This window comes from Mycobacterium sp. IDUB_19 (genome assembly GCF_055419445.1).
This window is the reverse complement of sequence record NZ_JBVAXR010000015.1, coordinates 17,372-34,831: the sequence shown is the minus strand read 5'-3', so window position 1 is coordinate 34,831 and position 17,460 is coordinate 17,372. Positions and strand designations below refer to the sequence as shown.

Annotated in this window: 23 protein-coding genes and 3 tRNA genes; 10 read left to right on the top strand and 16 right to left on the bottom strand. The window is 63.9% G+C overall.

Annotated features, from left to right (window positions below):
- The first annotated feature begins 24 nt into the window (after positions 1-24).
- From ACZY0B_RS14230 to ACZY0B_RS14200, 7 genes are all read left to right on the top strand, one after another.
- Entirely contained in the window at positions 25-885 is an 861-nt protein-coding gene (locus ACZY0B_RS14230) for a cyclopropane mycolic acid synthase family methyltransferase (protein ID WP_463764768.1), read from the top strand.
- 152 nt (positions 886-1,037) lie between these two features.
- On the top strand, positions 1,038-1,901 hold the full coding sequence (locus ACZY0B_RS14225; protein ID WP_463764767.1) for a cyclopropane mycolic acid synthase family methyltransferase: 864 nt from the start codon (positions 1,038-1,040) through the stop codon (positions 1,899-1,901).
- 90 nt (positions 1,902-1,991) lie between these two features.
- Positions 1,992-2,855 (top strand): cyclopropane mycolic acid synthase MmaA2, encoded by an 864-nt coding sequence (gene mmaA2 / locus ACZY0B_RS14220; RefSeq protein WP_463764765.1) that lies wholly within the window; start codon positions 1,992-1,994, stop codon positions 2,853-2,855.
- A gap of 148 nt (positions 2,856-3,003) precedes the next feature.
- On the top strand, positions 3,004-3,885 hold the full coding sequence (locus tag ACZY0B_RS14215) for a cyclopropane mycolic acid synthase family methyltransferase (RefSeq protein ID WP_463764764.1): 882 nt from the start codon (positions 3,004-3,006) through the stop codon (positions 3,883-3,885).
- Positions 3,886-4,028: 143 nt separating this feature from the next.
- On the top strand, positions 4,029-4,925 hold the full coding sequence (mmaA4, locus tag ACZY0B_RS14210) for a hydroxymycolate synthase MmaA4 (RefSeq protein WP_463764763.1): 897 nt from the start codon (positions 4,029-4,031) through the stop codon (positions 4,923-4,925).
- A gap of 82 nt (positions 4,926-5,007) precedes the next feature.
- The gene (locus ACZY0B_RS14205; protein ID WP_463764762.1) at positions 5,008-5,706 is read left to right on the top strand and encodes a YciI family protein; all 699 of its coding nucleotides are present in this window, start codon (positions 5,008-5,010) and stop codon (positions 5,704-5,706) included.
- A gap of 9 nt (positions 5,707-5,715) precedes the next feature.
- Positions 5,716-6,933, top strand: coding sequence for an RNA polymerase sigma factor (locus ACZY0B_RS14200; protein ID WP_463764761.1), 1,218 nt, complete (start codon positions 5,716-5,718; stop codon positions 6,931-6,933).
- A 68-nt stretch (positions 6,934-7,001) separates the two neighbouring features.
- Here the strand turns inward: ACZY0B_RS14200 and rplA are convergent, their stop codons facing one another.
- From rplA to ACZY0B_RS14140, 12 genes are all read right to left on the bottom strand, one after another.
- Complete coding sequence (rplA, locus tag ACZY0B_RS14195; RefSeq protein ID WP_463764760.1) at positions 7,002-7,709, bottom strand: 50S ribosomal protein L1; 708 nt, start codon at positions 7,707-7,709, stop codon at positions 7,002-7,004.
- Between the two features lie 72 nt (positions 7,710-7,781).
- Positions 7,782-8,210 carry a 50S ribosomal protein L11 gene (rplK, locus tag ACZY0B_RS14190; RefSeq protein WP_108926211.1) on the bottom strand — a complete coding sequence of 143 codons (429 nt, stop codon included), beginning with the start codon at positions 8,208-8,210 and terminating at the stop codon, positions 7,782-7,784.
- A 62-nt stretch (positions 8,211-8,272) separates the two neighbouring features.
- Positions 8,273-9,052: a transcription termination/antitermination protein NusG gene (gene nusG, locus ACZY0B_RS14185; protein WP_463764759.1), complete on the bottom strand. Its 780-nt coding sequence runs from the start codon at positions 9,050-9,052 to the stop codon at positions 8,273-8,275.
- A 32-nt stretch (positions 9,053-9,084) separates the two neighbouring features.
- On the bottom strand, positions 9,085-9,543 hold the full coding sequence (gene secE, locus ACZY0B_RS14180) for a preprotein translocase subunit SecE (protein WP_463764758.1): 459 nt from the start codon (positions 9,541-9,543) through the stop codon (positions 9,085-9,087).
- A gap of 88 nt (positions 9,544-9,631) precedes the next feature.
- A tRNA-Trp gene (locus ACZY0B_RS14175) sits at positions 9,632-9,704 on the bottom strand.
- A 150-nt stretch (positions 9,705-9,854) separates the two neighbouring features.
- Positions 9,855-10,367, bottom strand: a complete 513-nt coding sequence (gene hadC / locus ACZY0B_RS14170) for a (3R)-hydroxyacyl-ACP dehydratase subunit HadC (RefSeq protein WP_463764757.1) — start codon at positions 10,365-10,367, stop codon at positions 9,855-9,857.
- Between the two features lie 3 nt (positions 10,368-10,370).
- Complete coding sequence (gene hadB / locus ACZY0B_RS14165; protein ID WP_463764756.1) at positions 10,371-10,799, bottom strand: (3R)-hydroxyacyl-ACP dehydratase subunit HadB; 429 nt, start codon at positions 10,797-10,799, stop codon at positions 10,371-10,373.
- Positions 10,786-11,265, bottom strand: coding sequence for a (3R)-hydroxyacyl-ACP dehydratase subunit HadA (gene hadA, locus ACZY0B_RS14160; protein ID WP_463764755.1), 480 nt, complete (start codon positions 11,263-11,265; stop codon positions 10,786-10,788). The genes hadB and hadA overlap by 14 nt, the downstream gene beginning before the upstream one ends.
- 47 nt (positions 11,266-11,312) lie before the next feature.
- On the bottom strand, positions 11,313-11,480 hold the full coding sequence (rpmG, locus tag ACZY0B_RS14155) for a 50S ribosomal protein L33 (RefSeq protein WP_066818100.1): 168 nt from the start codon (positions 11,478-11,480) through the stop codon (positions 11,313-11,315).
- Positions 11,481-11,515: 35 nt separating this feature from the next.
- Positions 11,516-11,589: transfer RNA gene (locus ACZY0B_RS14150), tRNA-Met, on the bottom strand.
- 37 nt (positions 11,590-11,626) lie between these two features.
- Positions 11,627-11,699 (bottom strand) — tRNA-Thr (locus ACZY0B_RS14145).
- 84 nt (positions 11,700-11,783) lie between these two features.
- The gene (locus tag ACZY0B_RS14140; RefSeq protein WP_463764754.1) at positions 11,784-11,996 is read right to left on the bottom strand and encodes a type II toxin-antitoxin system VapB family antitoxin; all 213 of its coding nucleotides are present in this window, start codon (positions 11,994-11,996) and stop codon (positions 11,784-11,786) included.
- A 111-nt stretch (positions 11,997-12,107) separates the two neighbouring features.
- On the opposite strand from ACZY0B_RS14140, the gene ACZY0B_RS14135 reads away from it, so the two are divergent.
- The 3 genes from ACZY0B_RS14135 (at position 12,108) to ACZY0B_RS14125 (ending at position 14,498) form a co-directional block, all read left to right on the top strand.
- Positions 12,108-12,830, top strand: coding sequence for an MBL fold metallo-hydrolase (locus ACZY0B_RS14135; RefSeq protein WP_463764753.1), 723 nt, complete (start codon positions 12,108-12,110; stop codon positions 12,828-12,830).
- Positions 12,831-12,899: 69 nt separating this feature from the next.
- Complete coding sequence (locus ACZY0B_RS14130) at positions 12,900-13,742, top strand: hypothetical protein (protein ID WP_463764751.1); 843 nt, start codon at positions 12,900-12,902, stop codon at positions 13,740-13,742.
- Positions 13,743-13,802: 60 nt separating this feature from the next.
- Positions 13,803-14,498 carry a crotonase/enoyl-CoA hydratase family protein gene (locus tag ACZY0B_RS14125; RefSeq protein WP_463764750.1) on the top strand — a complete coding sequence of 232 codons (696 nt, stop codon included), beginning with the start codon at positions 13,803-13,805 and terminating at the stop codon, positions 14,496-14,498.
- A gap of 111 nt (positions 14,499-14,609) precedes the next feature.
- Here the strand turns inward: ACZY0B_RS14125 and ACZY0B_RS14120 are convergent, their stop codons facing one another.
- From ACZY0B_RS14120 to ACZY0B_RS14105, 4 genes are read right to left on the bottom strand one after another with little or no spacing between them, the layout of a single operon-like run.
- Positions 14,610-15,623, bottom strand: coding sequence for a patatin-like phospholipase family protein (locus tag ACZY0B_RS14120; RefSeq protein WP_463764749.1), 1,014 nt, complete (start codon positions 15,621-15,623; stop codon positions 14,610-14,612).
- The gene (gene cynS, locus ACZY0B_RS14115) at positions 15,623-16,093 is read right to left on the bottom strand and encodes a cyanase (protein WP_463764748.1); all 471 of its coding nucleotides are present in this window, start codon (positions 16,091-16,093) and stop codon (positions 15,623-15,625) included. The genes ACZY0B_RS14120 and cynS overlap by 1 nt, the downstream gene beginning before the upstream one ends.
- A gap of 23 nt (positions 16,094-16,116) precedes the next feature.
- Complete coding sequence (locus tag ACZY0B_RS14110; RefSeq protein ID WP_463764747.1) at positions 16,117-16,878, bottom strand: class I SAM-dependent methyltransferase; 762 nt, start codon at positions 16,876-16,878, stop codon at positions 16,117-16,119.
- 11 nt (positions 16,879-16,889) lie between these two features.
- On the bottom strand, positions 16,890-17,405 hold the full coding sequence (locus ACZY0B_RS14105; RefSeq protein WP_463764746.1) for a nitroreductase family protein: 516 nt from the start codon (positions 17,403-17,405) through the stop codon (positions 16,890-16,892).
- Positions 17,406-17,460 lie beyond the last annotated feature (55 nt).

The following is a 17,460-nucleotide window of genomic DNA, read 5'->3' as shown; positions in this document are numbered from 1 at the left end:
TTAACACACTGGAAGGACTTGATGGTGGCGAACCTGAAGCCGTATTACGAAGAGTCGCAGGCTACTTACGACATTTCGGACGACTTCTTCGCGCTGTTCTTAGACCCCAACATGGTGTACACCTGCGCCTACTTCAAGAACGACGACATGACGCTGGCAGAGGCACAGCTTGCCAAGCTGGATCTCGGGCTGGACAAGCTGAACCTCGAGCCGGGAATGACGCTGCTCGACGTCGGATGCGGCTGGGGCGGAGCAGTGGTCCGAGCGGTTGAGAAATACGACGTGAACGTCATCGGTATCACGCTCAGCCGAAATCACTACGCGCGCACCAAAGAAAGGCTCGCCGCGATCCCGACTACGCGGCGGGCCGAGGCTCGTCTGCAGGGCTGGGAAGAGTTCGACGACCACGTCGATCGGATCATCAGCTTCGAAGCCTTCGACGCGTTCAAGAAGGAACGTTGGCCCGCGTTCTGGGACTGGGCCTACAAGACCCTCCCCGACGACAGCCGGATGCTGATGCACAGCATCTTCACCTATCCGCAGTCGCAATGGAAAGAGCGCGGCATCCCGATCACCATGACAGATCTGCGTTTCTTCCACTTCCTCGGTAAGGAAATCTTCCCCGGCGGGCAGATGTGCGGCGAACCCGATATCGTCGACTATGCGCAGGCCAGCGGTTTCTCGCTAGAGCAGACCCAATATCTGCAGGCGCATTACGCGCGGACTCTGGACACGTGGGCGGCCAATCTGGAGGCCAATCGCGAACGCGCCATCGCCATCCAGTCCGAAGAAGTCTACGACCGGTTCATGCGCTACCTCACCGGTTGCGCGGGCCTCTTCCGCAAAGGCATCTCGAACGTCGCCCAGTTCACCCTCACCAAGTAGGGCGCCGCTGCCCGCGACACGCCCGAGGTGACAGTCGCGCTGAACTGCGAGGTTTCGCCATTCGTCCAACCGGGCAGATGCTGAGTAATAAAATTTGCCCCACTCGGGCTCGGGGGATGTTCGGTGCGTATGGCGGGGAGGGCGTAACACTGATGACTCAAAAACTGGAACCACACTTCAAAGACGTGCAGGCGCACTACGACCTGTCCGATGACTTCTACCGCCTGTTCCTGGATCCGACCCAGACCTACAGTTGCGCCTACTTCGCGCGCGACGACATGACGCTGGAACAGGCGCAGCTCGCCAAGATCGATTTGTCGCTCAGCAAGCTCGGGTTGCGACCCGGCATGACGCTGCTCGACGTCGGCTGCGGCTGGGGCGCCACCATGCGCCGTGCCGTCGAGAAGTACGACGTGAACGTCGTCGGCCTGACGCTGTCCAAGAACCAGGCCGCCCACGTGCAGAAGTCGTTCGACGAGATGGACAACCCGCGCAGCACGCGAGTGCTACTGGCCGGCTGGGAAGAGTTCGACGAGCCCGTCGACCGCATCGTGTCAATCGGTGCGTTCGAGCACTTCGGTCCCGAACGCTACGGCGACTTCTTCAAAATGGCCTATCACGCGTTGCCCGGTGACGGCGTGATGCTGCTGCACACGATCACCGATTTGACGAAACAGGAAGTCATCGACCGGGGTCTGCCCATCTCCATCGACCTGCTCCGCTTCATCATCTTCATCCAGCGGGAGATCTTCCCGGGCGGTCGGTTGCCGAAAATCCAGACGGTGGAAGAACATGCGAGCCAAGCGAATTTCCGACTGACTCGCCGCCAGTCACTGCAGCCGCACTACGCCAGAACCCTCGACCTGTGGGCCGAAGCGTTGCAGGCGCACAGGGACGAAGCCATCGAGGTCCAGTCCGAAGAAGTCTACGAGCGCTACATGAAATACCTGACGGGCTGCGCCGACAAATTCCGGGACGGCTACGTCGACGTCAACCAATTCACCCTGGCGAAGTAATCCGGCCGCCTTGACCTGCGGCATCGAATAGCGGGTCCTGGGGCGTGGGCGGGGTATGTTAGGTGCGTTTCGTCAGGAAGGCTCACTGTCATGGCTCGGAAGCTGACACCGCACTTCGCCGATGTGCAGGCTCACTACGACTTGTCGGATGACTTCTTCCGCCTGTTCCTGGATCCCACCCAGACCTACAGCTGCGCGTACTTCGAGCGCGACGACATGACGCTGGAAGAGGCGCAGCTCGCCAAGATCGATTTGGCGCTCGGCAAGCTCGGACTACGGCCCGGCATGACGCTGCTCGACGTCGGCTGCGGCTGGGGCGCCACCATGCGCCGCGCGGTCGAAAAGTACGACGTGAACGTCGTCGGCCTGACGCTGTCCAAGAACCAGGCCGCCCACGTGCAGAGATCGTTCGACGAAATGGACAACCCCCGCAGTAAGCAAGTGTTGCTGGCCGGCTGGGAGCAGTTCGACGAGCCCGTCGACCGCATCGTGTCAATCGGTGCGTTCGAGCATTTCGGCCACGACCGCTACGACGACTTCTTCACGATGGCCCACGGTGTGCTGCCGGATGACGGCGTGATGCTGCTGCACACGATCACCGGGTTGACGGGCCCGCAGTGCATCGAACGTGGCATACCGCTGACGTTCGAAATGGCCCGCTTCATCAAGTTCATCGTCACCGAGATCTTCCCGGGTGGCCGGCTGCCGTCCATCGAGAAGGTGGAGGAGCACTCGTCGAAGCACGGTTTCCGGTTGACCCGCCGCCAGTCGCTGCAGCTGCACTACGCCAGGACCCTCGATCTGTGGGCCGCCGCGCTGGAAGCCCATGAAGATGAGGCCATCGAGATCCAGTCCGAAGAGGTCTACGAGCGCTACATCAAGTACCTGACCGGCTGCGCCAACGCGTTCCGGGTCGGCTACATCGACGTCAACCAATTCACGCTGGAGAAGTAGCGATCGGGTCGTCACACTGAAGGGTGGCGGATCTGCCATCGAGAAACCCAGTGGCACGACACCTCAAATGCCAGAGATGCGCCCGGCCCGGTGTATGGTCCCCGGGAATGGCCTCCACGCCGAGGTGCCTGTCCATCGGGGGGGACATATGACTAATAGTTCAGCGAGCGCCAGTCGGACGCAGTCCAACGCGGCCGACGTCCGAGCGCACTACGACCTTTCCAACGAGTTCTTCGCACTGTTCGTCGACCCGACCCGCACCTACAGCTGCGCGTACTTTCCGCACAAAGACATGACGCTGCACGAAGCGCAGATCGCCAAGGTCGACATGACGCTGGACAAGCTGGGGTTGGAGCCGGGGATGACCCTGCTCGACATCGGTTGTGGCTGGGGTTCGGTGATGAAGCGCGCCGTCGAGAAATACGACGTCAACGTCGTCGGCTTGACCCTGTCCAGGAACCAGTACGCCTACTGCCAGCAGGTGCTCGAAACGGTCGACTCGAGCCGTTCGCGACAGGTGCTGCTGAGCGACTGGGCGGATTTCACCGAGCCGGTGGACCGCATCGTCATCATCGAAGCGCTCGAGCACTTCGGCTTCGAACGCTACAACGACTTCTTCAAATTCGCCTACAACACCATGCCCGCAGACGGTGTGATGCTGCTGCACTCGATCACCGCGTTGCATCCAACGCAGATGATGGAGCGCGGCATCCCGGTGACCATCGAGATGGCGAAGTTCATCCGGTTCATCCTGACCGACATCTTCCCGGGGGGTCGGCTGCCGTCCATCGAGAAGGTGGAGGAGCACTGCGCAAAGGCGGGTTTCGACGTCACCCGCCGCCAGTCGATGCAGTTGGACTTCGCCCACACCCTCGACCTGTGGGCCGCGGCGCTAGAGGCGCACAAAGACCAGGCCGTCGAGATGCAGTCCGAAGAGATGTACGAGCGGTACATGAAGTTCCTGACCGGCTGCGCGAATGCGTTCCGGGTGGGCTATATCGACTGCAACCAGTTCACGCTGGAAAAGTAGACTCATGTGTCGGGCAGTGGGGGGCGGGCGCGCAGCACCGCCGGCGGTTAAGCAGTCCGATTAAGGGTGGGTATCGTTGCTGGTCAATCGGGTGACGATGGGTAGTGGGTTTGAAGCAGTGAATTCAGGAGAAATAGACGACCATGGCTGAGCAACCGACCAGTGCGACGAAGATCCGGACGCGCTCCGAAGACATCCAAGCGCATTACGACGTCTCCGACGATTTCTTCGCCCTGTTCCAGGACCCGACCCGGACCTACAGCTGCGCGTACTTCGAGCCGTCCGACCTCACCCTCGAAGCAGCTCAATACGCGAAGATCGACCTGAACCTGGACAAGCTGGATCTCAAACCCGGCATGACCCTGCTGGACATCGGTTGCGGGTGGGGCACCACCATGCGGCGCGCCGTGGAGAAGTACGACGTCAACGTGATCGGTCTGACGCTGTCGAAGAATCAGCACGCCCGCTGTGAGCAGGTGCTGAGTGGTATCGACACCAACCGGTCGCGGCGGGTGCTGCTGCACGGCTGGGAGGACTTCACCGAGCCGGTCGACCGGATTGTGTCGATCGAGGCCTTCGAGCACTTCGGGCACGAGAACTACGACGACTTCTTCAAGCGGTGTTTCGACATCATGCCCGACGACGGCCGCATGACCGTTCAAAGCAGCGTCAGCTACCACCCCTACGACATGAACGCCCGCGGCAAGAAGCTCACCTTCGAAACCGTGCGCTTCATCAAGTTCATCATCACAGAGATCTTCCCGGGCGGCCGCCTGCCGACGACCGAGATGATGGTCGAACACGGCGAAAAAGCGGGTTTCGCTGTCCCCGAACCCCTCTCGCTGCGCCCGCACTACATCAAGACGCTGCGTATCTGGGGGGACACGCTGGAGTCCAATAAGGACAAGGCCATCGAGATCACCTCCGAAGAGGTCTACAACCGGTACATGAAGTATCTGCGCGGCTGCGAGCACTATTTCGATTACGAGATTCTCGACGTCAGCCTGGTGACCTACCTCAAGCCGGGTGCCGTCGCCTAGCTTGTCGGATTAGGGCTGCGTCGTTCGTCGGATAGGTAGAGAGTGGAGCACGAGGCTTCGCTCACTATCGGAGGTGACACAAATGCAGTACTTCGCCTTGTTGATCATGGGGGAGCGCGAACGCACACCTGAGGAGGGGGCGGCCCAGATGGCGGCCTACGGGGCGTTCCACGCCAAAGCCGCGGCGGCGATCCGCGGTGGTGATGCCCTGGCGTCCGCGGCCACGGCGGTCCGCATCAGCGGCGGCCCGGATGCGCCTGTCATCACGGACGGCCCGTTCGCCGAGGGCGCCGAAGTAGCCGGCGGCTACTACGTTTTCGAGGCCGAAAACCTGGACGAGGCTTTGGCTTTGGCCCGGGACATTCCCGCGGCCAAGGACGGCGCCGTGGAGGTGTGGCCGATGGTCCACTCATCGGAACCGTCCCGCAAGCTCACCGGCAACGACTGGCTCGCGCTGCTGCTGGAACCGCCGGCATCCGCGCACACGCCGGGAACACCGGAGTGGGAAGCGGTCGCGGCCAAGCACGCGGATTTCCATACTGCCGCGGGCGATCACGTGATCGGCGGCGCCGCATTGCACGACCGGTCGACCGCGACGACGGTCAAGGTGCGCGACGGCGAGGCGATCGTCACCGATGGACCGTACGCGGAGGGCGCCGAAGTGGCCACCGGCTTCTACCTGCTTGACGCAGCGGATCGCGACGAGGCCGTCAAGATCGCGTCGATGATCCCCGCTTCGACGGTGCAGCTGCGGCAACTGGCCGGAGTCTCGGCACTCTAATCGCCCGCAATGACCAACCTGGACGGCGTCTTCCGCCGGGAATGGGGTTCCGCCGTCGCCGCGCTCGCGCGGTGGTCCGGTGACCTCACCGTCGCCGAGGACGCCGTCCAGGAGGCCTGCGCCGAGGCGCTGCGCAGCTGGCCCGACGACGGTGTGCCCGATAACCCCGGCGGGTGGCTGCTCACCGTCGCCCGCAACCGCGCGCGGGATCGGCTGCGTCGCGAATCAGTGCGTCCCGGAAAGGAATTGGCTGCTGTCGTGGACGACATCAGGGCGCGCACCGACCGCACCGACCCGCATCCGGTTCGCGACGACGAGCTGCGGATGATGTTCACCTGTGCGCATCCGGCGCTGGACCGGCAGTCGCAATTGGCGCTCACGCTGCGGTTGGTGTCCGGGCTGACCGTTGCCGAGATCGCGCGCGCGCTGCTACAGACGGACATCGCCGTCGGTCAGCGAATCACGCGCGCCAAGAACAAGATTCGCCACGCCAACATCCCGCTGCGGGTGCCGCCGGCGCAGCTGTTGGGTGAGCGGACACCACACGTGCTCGGTTGCATCTATTCGGTGTTCACCGAGGGGTACTGGTCGACCGCCGGCCCGTCCGCGATTCGCGACGAGCTGTGCGACGAGGGCGTTCGGCTGGCCGGGGAGTTGTGCGCGCTGATGCCGGACGAGCGCGAGGCGCACGCCCTGGCCGCCCTGATGCTGCTACATGACTCGCGGCGCGCAACCCGAGTCGACGACGCCGGGATGCTGGTGCCGCTCGAGGAGCAGGATCGCCGCAAGTGGGACCGCGGCCGCATCGCGCGCGGGCTGGATCGGCTGCGGCGGGCCGAGGGTTCGACCGGCCCGTACCTGCCCCAGGCGGTGATCGCCGCACTGCACGCGACGGCCGCCTCCTGGGAGGACACCGACTGGATCACCATCTGCACGGCCTATGACCGGCTCTTGGAGTTGACGGGTTCGCCGGTGGCAGGTGCCAACCGCGCGCTGGCAGTGGGCTTCCGCGATGGCCCCGACGCCGGTCTTGTCGCACTCGACGAAGTGGCACGTGATCCCCGGCTGACCCGGTCGAATCTGGTAGCGACGGTAAGGGCCGATCTGCTGCGGCGCGCGGGACGGCCCAGCGAAGCGCTCACCTGGTATCGAACGGCGTTGGAGTCCAACGGTTCTGAGCCCGGGCGCGACTTCCTGCGGCGACGTATCGCCGAATGCGGCGGCTAGCCTGCCGAGCGTCGAGTTGTCGGGCCGATTTCGGAGGAAAACGCCCGACAAGTCGACGTTCGGCGTGACTACGCCTCGGAGAAGTTCCGGGTGACGGACGGGTCCACCGGAATGCCCGGGCCGGTCGTCGTCGAGACGGTGATCTTTTTCAGGTAGCGGCCCTTCGACGACGACGGCTTGAGCCGCAGCACTTCGTCGATCGCAGCGCCGTAGTTCTCCACAAGGTTCTTCTCGTCGAACGAGGCCTTGCCGATCACAAAGTGCAGGTTCGCCTGCTTGTCGATGCGGAAGTTGATCTTTCCGCCCTTGATGTCGGCGACGGCCTTGGCGACGTCGGGCGTCACGGTGCCGGTCTTGGGGTTCGGCATTAGACCGCGCGGACCCAGCACACGCGCGATGCGACCGACCTTGGCCATCTGGTCAGGAGTCGCGATCGCGGCGTCGAATTCCAGCCAGCCGCCCTGAATCTTCTCGATCAGGTCGTCGCTGCCGACGATGTCGGCGCCGGCGGCCTGCGCCTGTTCGGCCTTGTCACCCACGGCGAACACCGCGACGCGGGCGGTCTTGCCGGTGCCGTGCGGCAGGTTGACCGTGCCGCGGACCATCTGGTCGGCCTTGCGCGGGTCGACGCCGAGCCGGATCGCCACCTCGACGGTCGCGTCCTGCTTGGACGAGGACGTCTCCTTGGCCAGCTTGGCGGCCTCCAGCGGGGTGTACAGATTGTCCCGGTCGATCTTCTCGGAGGCGGCGCGGTAGGCCTTGCTGTTCTTGCTCATGATTTATCCAATCTGGTGTTGGGTCGTGGTTAATTCGGGCCGAAGCTGGCCCTCCCACGGTGGTGCTGGGGATTACTCGACGGTGATCCCCATCGACCGGGCGGTGCCGGCGATGATCTTGGCGGCGGCGTCGATGTCGTTGGCGTTGAGATCGGCCTTCTTGGTCTCGGCGATGTCGCGCACCTGATCCCAGCTGACCTTGGCGACCTTGGTCTTGTGCGGTTCGGCCGAGCCCTTGCCCACGCCGGCGGCCTTGAGCAGCAACTTGGCGGCGGGCGGCGTCTTGAGCGCGAAGGTGAAGCTGCGGTCCTCGTAGACCGTGATCTCCACCGGGATCACGTTGCCGCGCTGGTTCTCCGTCGCGGCGTTGTACGCCTTGCAGAACTCCATGATGTTGACGCCGTGCTGGCCGAGCGCGGGCCCCACCGGCGGGGCGGGGTTGGCCTGCCCGGCCTGGATCTGCAGCTTGATCAGCCCAACGACTTTCTTCTTCGGGGCCATGAGATTGTGACGTTCCTTCCTGGTTTATGCGTCCAGCCGTTCCCGCGAACGGGGCCGGCTGGCTAGATCTTGGAGACTTGGGTAAAGGTGAGTTCCACGGGTGTTTCGCGGCCGAAGATCGACACCAGCACCTTGAGCTTCTGTTGTTCGGCGTTGATCTCGTTGATCGTGGCCGGCAGCGTGGCGAACGGCCCGTCCATGACCGTCACCGATTCGCCGACCTCGTACTCGACGTCAATAACCGGACGTTCCAGCCCACCGGCCTCGGTGGCGGCAGCAGCGGTGGCGGCACCCTTGGCGGCCTTTTTCGTCGCCGCCGGCGGCAGCAGGAATTTCACCACGTCGTCGAGCCGCAGGGCCGACGGGCGAGAGGTCGCGCCGACGAATCCGGTCACGCCGGGGGTGTTGCGCACCGCGGCCCACGAGTCGTCGGTCAATTCCATGCGCACCAGGATGTAGCCCGGCAGCACCTTGCGGTTGACCTGCTTGCGCTGGCCGTTCTTGATCTCGGTGACCTCTTCGGTGGGCACCTCGACCTGGAAGATGTAGTCGCCGACGTCCAGGTTCTGCACACGGGTTTCGAGGTTGGCTTTGACCTTGTTCTCGTATCCCGCATAGGAGTGGATGACGTACCAGTCGCCGGGCTTGCTGCGCAGGTCGGCCTTGAGCGCGGCGGCAGGGTCGGCCTCCTCGGCCGATTCCGCGTTCTCGGCGGGCTCCGGGGCCTCGGGGGCCTCCGAGGCCTCCGAGGCCTCCGAGGTCTCAGGGGCCTCGACGACCTCGGCGGGCTCGTCTACGTCGACCGCTTCGCCCGCGGACGTGTCACCGTCGAAGGTAGTCACGGTTTTCAGTCCTCTCTATCACTCTGGAAAGCTCAGCCGAACACCAACAGCACGAGCTTGGTCAGGCCAAAATCAGCAAGACCTACCAGCGCCACCATGAATGCCAGGAACACCAGCACCACGGACGTGTAAGTGAGCATCTGCTTGCGGTTCGGCCAGATCACCTTCCGCATTTCTGCAACGACCTGCTTGAGGTAGTTGTAGATGAAAACGAACGGGTTAGCCGTACGGTCGCCGGGTTTCTTCGGCTTCTTGGCCTTCTTGGCTGCCGGGGTTTTCTTGTCCTGCTTGGCGGCTTCGACCTCGTCCGAGGACTCTACGTCGACGTCGTCGTCGGTATCCGCCACTCGCTGCCGGGACCGCTTACCGGTCGGACGTTGCGGACGCGTCGCAGACTTGGTCACCACGGCCGTCCGGCCACCGCTCGTGCTGTCGTCGGTGTCACCGCCGTCGCGTGCCGCGTCGCTGGCAGCGTCGCCTTCGTCGCTCACCGCATGCTCCTTTGTCGCTCGCTATCTCACGATTCGTCCCGCGCTGATCGGGCACCTCAGTGTCCAGCATGGCACGCTTCGCCTTTTGCAGGGGCGACAGGACTTGAACCTGCAACCTGCGGTTTTGGAGACCGCTGCTCTGCCAGTTGAGCTACGCCCCTTCGCGGTTGGCAGGCCAACCTGCGCTTACCTACCGGGGCCTACATGACGCGCGCGCTCTCCGTTCGGTGATCGCCGAACCTACGGACAGCGCGCTGTAATGGGAAAACCCCGAGGTCCGAGTGTACATCGGCACGCGAGTCAGATACTAATTACGCGGTTCTGACGACCTGCCCGGATGCGGGGTCCCATTTGAGCTGGACAGAACCGTCGTCCGGAACCTCGTTGTATTGCCCCATCAACGTGGTGTAGGCCTCCATCACGACCTCACCGTCGTCGTCGGTGCAGACGTTCTTGGTGAGGACGATGTCGGCGCCGAAACGCTCGTTGACCGACACGACGTCCATCCGCCCCCACAGCTTGTCGCCCGCCAGGATCGGCCTGTTGAAGACGAACCGCTGTTCAACCTGGACAATCACCAAGCTCTCCATGCCCAGGTCGACGTGACGGAAGAAATCCAACTGCACGTGCTTGGCGAAGATCGTGACGAGGGTCAGCGGCGCGACGATGGCGTCGTAGCCGAGTTCTGCCGCCGCGGTCTCCTCGAAGTAGGCCGGGTGGTCGTTCTTGATCGACCGGGCAAACTCGCGAAGCTGCTCGCGGCCCACCACGTAGTAGTCCGGATACCGCCAGACCATGCCGCGTATATCGGTTTTGAGCGCCATGGGCTACGCCAACGTGGCCGACGCGATGGCCCGTCCGAAGATCTTCTTGCCGCCGGTAGTGGCGCTGATTGCGATGACGACCGACCTGCTCTCCGGATCGACGGACTTGACCCGACCGCTGAAGACCAGCTCGGCACCCTTGCCGTCGTTGGGCACCGGCACGACCGCCGTGAATCGCACGTTGTACTCGGTGACCGCACCGGGGTCGCCGACCCACGAGGTGACATAACCGCCGCCGATGCCCATGGTCAGCATGCCGTGGGCGATCGCGGTGTCCAGCCCGACGATCTTGGCGATCTCATCGTCCCAGTGGATCGGGTTCAAGTCACCCGAAACTCCCGCATAGTTCACCAGATCCTGGCGCGTGAGCGGATAGGTCTTCTCCGGCAGCTGGTCGCCCACCTTCACCGAGCTGAACTCACGCAGTGGCATCAGAAAAACCCTCTTCTCCATCGTCGCCGGCACGGCCCGCCAAGGTCGTGTAGGTCTCCTGGACAGTCTCGCCGTCTTCGTTGGTGATGATGTTCTTGGTCACGATGATCTGGGTGCCGTGCGACACACGCACCGAATCCACGAATACGTCGCAGTAGAGCCGGTCGCCCGCCACCAGCGGCTTGAAGTACTTGAGCACCTGGTCGACCTGGACGATCTGCGCGTCCTGGACCGCGACGTTGGCGTACCTGAAGAACGCCGTCTGAGCCTGGTAGCCGAACACACAGCAAAACGTCAGCGGGGCCAGCAGCCCCTTGTAGCCGAGCTCGGCGGCGGCGTCCTCATCGGAGAAGCACGCGTCGGCGTTCTGCACGGCCCCCGCGTACTCGCGGATCTTCTCCCGCTCCACCTCGTAGTAGTCGGGATAGCGATAGTGCATCCCGACGATGTCTGTGGTCAACGGCACGGCTACAAAACCTACCTGGTCAATCTCGGCTAAACGGTCGCCAACAATTAGCGCGTCTCGCGATGCGCCTGGTGCTTGCCGCAGTTCGGGCAGAATTTCTTCAGCTCCAGCCGGTCCGGGTCGTTACGGCGGTTCTTTTTGGTGATGTAGTTGCGGTGCTTGCACACGTCGCAGGCCAAAGTGATCTTGGGCCGCACATCGGTACTTGAAGCCATTTCAGTTCTCTTTCACACGTCACATTGTTGTGTTGTAGCGATGGCCGGACTCGAACCGGCGACCTAACGATTATGAGTCGTTCGCTCTAACCGACTGAGCTACATCGCCTCTGACACGCGCCGCCCGCCTGCTCGGCGTCCCGCCGAGCCCCCTAACGGAATCGAACCGTTGACCTTTTCCTTACCATGGAAACGCTCTACCGACTGAGCTAAGGGGGCCTGGAACCCGTAGCGATCAGTCTTGCCTCGGGCCTAAAAGAGGGTACAGCGCGACGCGCGACCGCACCAAACGACCGGCAGCGGTCAGCCCCCGTCGCTGCCGCGGTGCGGTTGCCATGCGCTGAGGTCGCTGAACTCGTCGTAAATGTCCTCTTGGTCGCCGGGTCCGTCCGCGGTGTCGCCGAGCAGAGTCCGCAGCGCGAGATGGACGGCCTCGCGGGCGTCGGCCAGGTGATAGCGACGTATTGCCTCCAGGACAAGGTCGTCGTCGATCTCCATTTCGACCTTCTTCAGCATGGACCAACAATACCCACCGGATACGTGCCCAATCGTTCGACAAAAGCACGGTTGACAGGCCACGACGCGCCCGAAATGCCAGGTCTGATGGCCGGGTCATAGTCTGGTGCGGTGACAGACTCGTCAGCGGACCGACTGTATTTCCGCCAACTGCTCGCCGGCCGCGATTTCGCCCCCGGCGACATGTTCGCGACACAGATGCGCAATTTCGCATACCTGATCGGTGACCGTCAGACCGGGGATTGCGTCGTGGTCGACCCGGCGTACGCGGCCGGCGAGCTTGTCGACGCGGTGGAGGCCGACGGCATGCGCCTGTCCGGCGTGCTGGTGACCCACCACCACCCGGACCACGTGGGCGGGTCGATGATGGGTTTCGAGCTCAATGGACTGGCCGAGTTACTCGAGCGGACCAATGTGCCGGTTCACGTGAATACCCATGAAGCAGTTTGGGTTTCGCGAGTCACCGGGGTTGCCATCGGTGACCTGACCACGCATGAGCATCGCGACAAGATCAGCATCGGCGACATCGAGATCGAGCTGCTGCACACTCCGGGTCATACGCCCGGTAGCCAGTGCTTTCTGCTCGACGGTCGGCTGGTTGCCGGTGACACCCTCTTCCTGGATGGCTGCGGGCGCACCGACTTTCCGGGCGGCGACTCCGACGAGATGTACCGCAGTCTGCAGCAGCTGGCTACGCTGCCCGGCGACCCGACCGTGTTTCCAGGGCACTGGTATTCCGTCGACCCGAGCGCGTCGCTGGCGGAGGTGAAGCGTTCCAACTATGTGTATCGAGCCACCAATCTTGATCAGTGGCGAATGTTGATGGGCGGCTAACGGATCGTTGCGATTCGGCAGCCGGACCAGCAGAATTTCGGGTGCATGTCGCTGTGATATAGCGGAGGGATGGATTCAATGGGGTGGATCCAGGGCGGCTGGCACGGGGTCACCGACGTTGAGTCCAGCACCTGGTTGGCATGGGCGGCGTGGGCGGCGATTGCGCTCGGCATCATCGCGCTGGTGTTTACCAATCACCAGATCAGCCGTAACCGGCGACTGGCCGCCGAGCAGACTCGGCCCCACGTCGGCATGCTGATGGAACCGCATGCTGCGGACTGGCATGTGATCGAGCTGGTGGTCCGCAATTTCGGCCGGACCGCGGCCTACGACATCCGGTTTTCATTTCCGACTCCACCGACGGTGGCCGAATACGAGAATTCCAGCGACGGCTATGCCGAAGTCGTCGAACTGCAGCTCCCCCGCGAATTGCCGGTGCTTGCGCCCGGCCAGGAGTGGCGGATGGTCTGGGATTCGGCGCTCGACCGCGCCGAAATCGGCGGTGCCATCGAATCTCGCTTTGCCGGGTCAGTGATCTATTACGACCGCCCTGATAAGCCGCGCGGGTGGCGGTTCTGGGAACGCGAACGCCAGCCGCTTCAGACCAACGTGGTGCTGGACTGGGAGGCGCTGCCGCCCGTTCAGCGCATTGAGTTGATGACCACGCACGACCTGGCCAAGAGGGAAAAGCAGAAGCTGGAACTGCTACGCAGCCTGCTGACCTACTTTCACTACGCGAGCAAGGAAACGCGCGCAGACGTGTTCCGCAGTGAGATCGAACGTATCAACAACGCGGTGGCCGAAACTCAGGATCGCTGGCGCGCCCGGCAGCTCGACGCACCCACCGATGTCGGTCTGCGCCTGGGTAATGGCGAAAACGATCTGGGTAGACATCACGGCGAACAGGTGTGACCCTCGGGCTAGATCCGGCCCCGCGGCGTCACTCAACGTCAATCTGATTCAATCGACTCCATGAGCGGTCCGGTCAGCTACACCGTCAAGGATGCCGTCGCTGTCATCAAGTTGGACGACGGCAAGGTCAATGCGCTGGGTCCCACCATGCAGGCGGCGATCAACGAGGCGATCGACCAGGCGGACAGCGACAATGCCGGCGCGCTGGTGATCACCGGCAACGAGCGGGTGTTCAGCGGCGGATTCGACCTGAAGATCCTGACCTCGGGCGAGGCACAGCCCGCGATCGACATGCTCAGGGGTGGCTTCGAGTTGTCGTATCGGCTGCTTTCCTATCCGAAGCCGGTGGTGATCGCCTGCACCGGACACGCCATCGCGATGGGATCGTTCCTGTTGTGCTCCGGCGATCACCGGGTGGCCGCCCACGCCTACAACATCCAGGCCAACGAGGTGGCGATCGGCATGACGATCCCCTATGCGGCCCTGGAGATCCTGAAGCTGCGGCTGACGCGGTCGGCGTATCAGCAAGCCACCGGGCTGGCCAAGACGTTCTTCGGTGAAACCGCACTCGCCGCAGGCTTTGTCGACGAGATCGTGTTGCCCGAGATGGTGGTCAGCCGCGCCGAAGAAGCCGCGCAGGAATTCGCCGGCCTGCACCAGCACGCGCACGCCGCAACAAAATTGCGTGCCCGCGCAGACACGCTCAAGGCGCTGCGCGCCGGAATCGACGGCATAGAAGCCGAATTCGGCCTGTAAGGAGGAGGCGATGCGGTTGCCCGGGCAACCGCCTCACCTCCCGTCGCCTCCTCCAATCCGAAGTGTGGCACGCCGGCGATGAGTCGTCACTTCACCCTTGCGGCCCCAGCGTCAAACGGCCCAGCGGAACCGTTTGAGATACCCCGCCCAGTCCCACGTCAGCAGGAATTCCTGCGCCGCCTCATGACCCTTGGCGTACAGCGCCGCAAGGCGATCCGCTGCTACATCGAAGTCGAGCACGCCCACATCGGTCGATTCGACGGCGATCGCGCGGGCCGCAACCCACGGCTGGTTGAGGTGGGTCTGGTCGTGGCCCGCCAGGATGGTGGTGAGCAGACTTTCCAGCAACGCGGTCTGCTCGAAAAAGCGCAGGGGCTTCAGCGCGGGCATGACCGCGCTGAAACCTTCATTGAGCCTGGGTAAGACCGTGATCCCAAATGTGGGCCAGCGTGGCGGTTTTCCGTCGAACCGGTCAAAGGTGTCGATTGGAAAGTTTGACAGCACACCACCATCGACGAGGGTGGACGTTGCGCCGCTGACCCCGGTCAGCTTGACCGGGGGGTAAAAGAACGGGATCGCCATCGACGCGCGCACGGCGTCGGCGACCAGCTGCTCATCGGGGTCCAGCCCGTAGAGCCGCCGGTAGTCCCAGGGCAGTCTCACCAGCTGTGCCGCGGTCAAGTCGGCAACGGTGACCACCAGCTTGTGGTGCCGTCCCTTGGGCAGCATGCCGTCCTCGAGGACCAGATCACCGAAGTAGGTGACACCCAGGTTCTTCAGCTCGCTGCGAATCCAGTCGTAGGCGGCGTCACCGCGAAACATGCTGGTGTCCCGGACAAGTCCCCATGCGGCACCGAGGATGGGCACGGGTCCCGCGTCGCGCCATTTGCTCAGCGGCGCCGACAGCGCGAGCTCCTTGACCTCCTGGCTCGTCAGCTGGTCGCCGTTGGACGCGGCGGCCAAGATCGCACCGACCACCGATCCGGCCGAAACCCCCGACACCCGCGGAAAGGTATATCCCGCGTCCATCAAGGCGACGATGGCACCGACCAGGCCGATGAACTTGACGCCCCCACCGGAGAGGACGAGATCTGCGGGTGTCGGCTTTGGGCTCGCCTTGGCCATCACTCCCCTTGCGCTGAAACCCAGTCGTAGGCAAGGTATTTGCCGTCGAAAGTCACGACGACGCGATCGCCCGACGGGTGCGGCTTCTTCTGCAGGTCGACGCTGAAGTTGATCGCGCTCATGATGCCGTCGCCGAACTGCTCGTGGATCAGTTCCTTGATGGCGCCACCGTACACCTGAAGTGCTTCGTAGAAGCGGTAAATGGTGGGGTCGGTCGGCACCCCTCCAGCTGAGGAGGTGGGCAGTCCCGCGCGCATCGGCGGCGCCGCGAGCACCGGAACCACCGACTGGTCGAGACCGAGCATCTCGGCCAGCAGCTTGCCGAACTCCGGCGGAATCGGATGCTGGCCGAGCAACGCCGAGGTTGTCCACACCACCGGCCGGCCGATGGCGTCGGCCAGCTCCTGCCAGGTGAGACCGCGCGTCAGGCGCGCAACGACGATCTGTTCGGTGATGTCGTTTCTGTTCATGAATCCAGCATGCTGCACGCGGGCTAAGTGCGCTTGGTGGCGGTGACCACACGCGTTGCAAACCAGGGAGCGCCGTACCACATGCGCCAACCGAGGTTGCGGCGTCGGACGTTATCCCAACCAAGGTCGCGCAAATGTGCGGCGTGACGGCTGGTTTCCCAGAGGTCGGCGATCGCGAGGCGGCCGCCCGGGCGCAGCACCCGAATCGCTTCGTCCAAGGCCTTGCGCCGGCCCTCGGGGCTCGGGATGTTGTGGATGGCCAGGCTGCTGACGATCGCGTCCACGCTCTCGTCGGCCAACGGCAGTGCAGTCATGTCGGCGGTGTGCACCTCGATGCGGTCGGCGACGTTTTCCAGATCGGCGTTGGACAACGTTGCCTGCTGCGAATTCTCGGTCTGATCGGCACGCCACAGATCGACGCCTATGGCAAGGCCGCGCGGCAACCGTTTGGCCGCGGCGAGCAACACCGCGCCGCGGCCACATCCGAGATCGAGCACGGTTTCGTCGCCTTGCAGCCCCAGTTCGTCGAGGATTCGGTCCCACACCACGAACTTGCCGCGCCTGGTTGCGTAGATGTAGGAGGCGGTCGTGGCGAGCACCTCGATCGCCGAGGCCGCGCCGAGCGCTGCCGCCAGCCGGTTACCGCGGGCCAGGGCGACGCCCGCGCCGGCGAACAGGACGGCCGAGATGCCGGCCACCCCCGCCACCTGCGACCCGGCCGAGACGGTGTGGAACGACCCGTCGTAGCCGTATTCGCCCTTGTGCTCCCGCGCCGTGTCTGCCACTGTCCCGGCCTTCACCAGCGTCCGCGGTGGACGACTTCGTTGAACGGGCGCCGGTCCGGCTTGCGGATCGGGGTGAGCGGACGATCGGCCGGATACCCGACGCCGAGCATGAAGGCCACCAGGTAGTCGTCCGGGACACCCAGGATCGCGCGCGCCTTCTCCTGATCGCCCACCGACGAATGGCCAGTGCCGATGCCCAGGTCGGTGGCCGCGATCATCATCGCCATCGTCGCCTGGCCCACGTCGTAGTTGTCGGTCACCAGCCGGCGATCGTCCGGTGGCACCGGTACGACCAACACGATCGCGGCCGGGGCCGCCGCGATATGACCGGCGCCGCGCCAGACCGTGGAAAGCTCCTGCAGCGCAGCCGAGTCGGTGACGATCACAAAGTCCCACGGCTGTCGGTTTTTCGCGGACGGCGCCCGCCATCCGGCCTCGGCGATTCGGTTCAGGTCGTCCTCTGACACCGGTTGGGGGTTGTACTGCCGGACATTGCGCCGAGCGCAGATCGCATCCCAGGTTTCCATCTCGTTCCTCTCTCGTCTGCGCCCGCCACGCCGTGAATGCCGGTGTGTCTTGCCC

Bases quoted from the DNA above. Each gene is read 5' to 3' on its own strand.
- ACZY0B_RS14225 (WP_463764767.1), top strand. From the start codon at position 1,038: ATGACTCAAAAACTGGAACCACACTTCAAAGACGTGCAGGCGCACTAC.
- mmaA2 (WP_463764765.1), top strand. From the start codon at position 1,992: ATGGCTCGGAAGCTGACACCGCACTTCGCCGATGTGCAGGCTCACTAC.
- ACZY0B_RS14215 (WP_463764764.1), top strand. From the start codon at position 3,004: ATGACTAATAGTTCAGCGAGCGCCAGTCGGACGCAGTCCAACGCGGCC.
- mmaA4 (WP_463764763.1), top strand. From the start codon at position 4,029: ATGGCTGAGCAACCGACCAGTGCGACGAAGATCCGGACGCGCTCCGAA.
- ACZY0B_RS14205 (WP_463764762.1), top strand. From the start codon at position 5,008: ATGCAGTACTTCGCCTTGTTGATCATGGGGGAGCGCGAACGCACACCT.
- ACZY0B_RS14200 (WP_463764761.1), top strand. From the start codon at position 5,716: ATGACCAACCTGGACGGCGTCTTCCGCCGGGAATGGGGTTCCGCCGTC.
- rplA (WP_463764760.1), bottom strand. From the start codon at position 7,709: ATGAGCAAGAACAGCAAGGCCTACCGCGCCGCCTCCGAGAAGATCGAC.
- rplK (WP_108926211.1), bottom strand. From the start codon at position 8,210: ATGGCCCCGAAGAAGAAAGTCGTTGGGCTGATCAAGCTGCAGATCCAG.
- hadC (WP_463764757.1), bottom strand. From the start codon at position 10,367: ATGGCGCTCAAAACCGATATACGCGGCATGGTCTGGCGGTATCCGGAC.
- hadB (WP_463764756.1), bottom strand. From the start codon at position 10,799: ATGCCACTGCGTGAGTTCAGCTCGGTGAAGGTGGGCGACCAGCTGCCG.
- rpmG (WP_066818100.1), bottom strand. From the start codon at position 11,480: ATGGCTTCAAGTACCGATGTGCGGCCCAAGATCACTTTGGCCTGCGAC.
- ACZY0B_RS14140 (WP_463764754.1), bottom strand. From the start codon at position 11,996: ATGCTGAAGAAGGTCGAAATGGAGATCGACGACGACCTTGTCCTGGAG.
- ACZY0B_RS14130 (WP_463764751.1), top strand. From the start codon at position 12,900: ATGGATTCAATGGGGTGGATCCAGGGCGGCTGGCACGGGGTCACCGAC.
- ACZY0B_RS14125 (WP_463764750.1), top strand. From the start codon at position 13,803: ATGAGCGGTCCGGTCAGCTACACCGTCAAGGATGCCGTCGCTGTCATC.
- ACZY0B_RS14120 (WP_463764749.1), bottom strand. From the start codon at position 15,623: ATGGCCAAGGCGAGCCCAAAGCCGACACCCGCAGATCTCGTCCTCTCC.
- cynS (WP_463764748.1), bottom strand. From the start codon at position 16,093: ATGAACAGAAACGACATCACCGAACAGATCGTCGTTGCGCGCCTGACG.
- ACZY0B_RS14105 (WP_463764746.1), bottom strand. From the start codon at position 17,405: ATGGAAACCTGGGATGCGATCTGCGCTCGGCGCAATGTCCGGCAGTAC.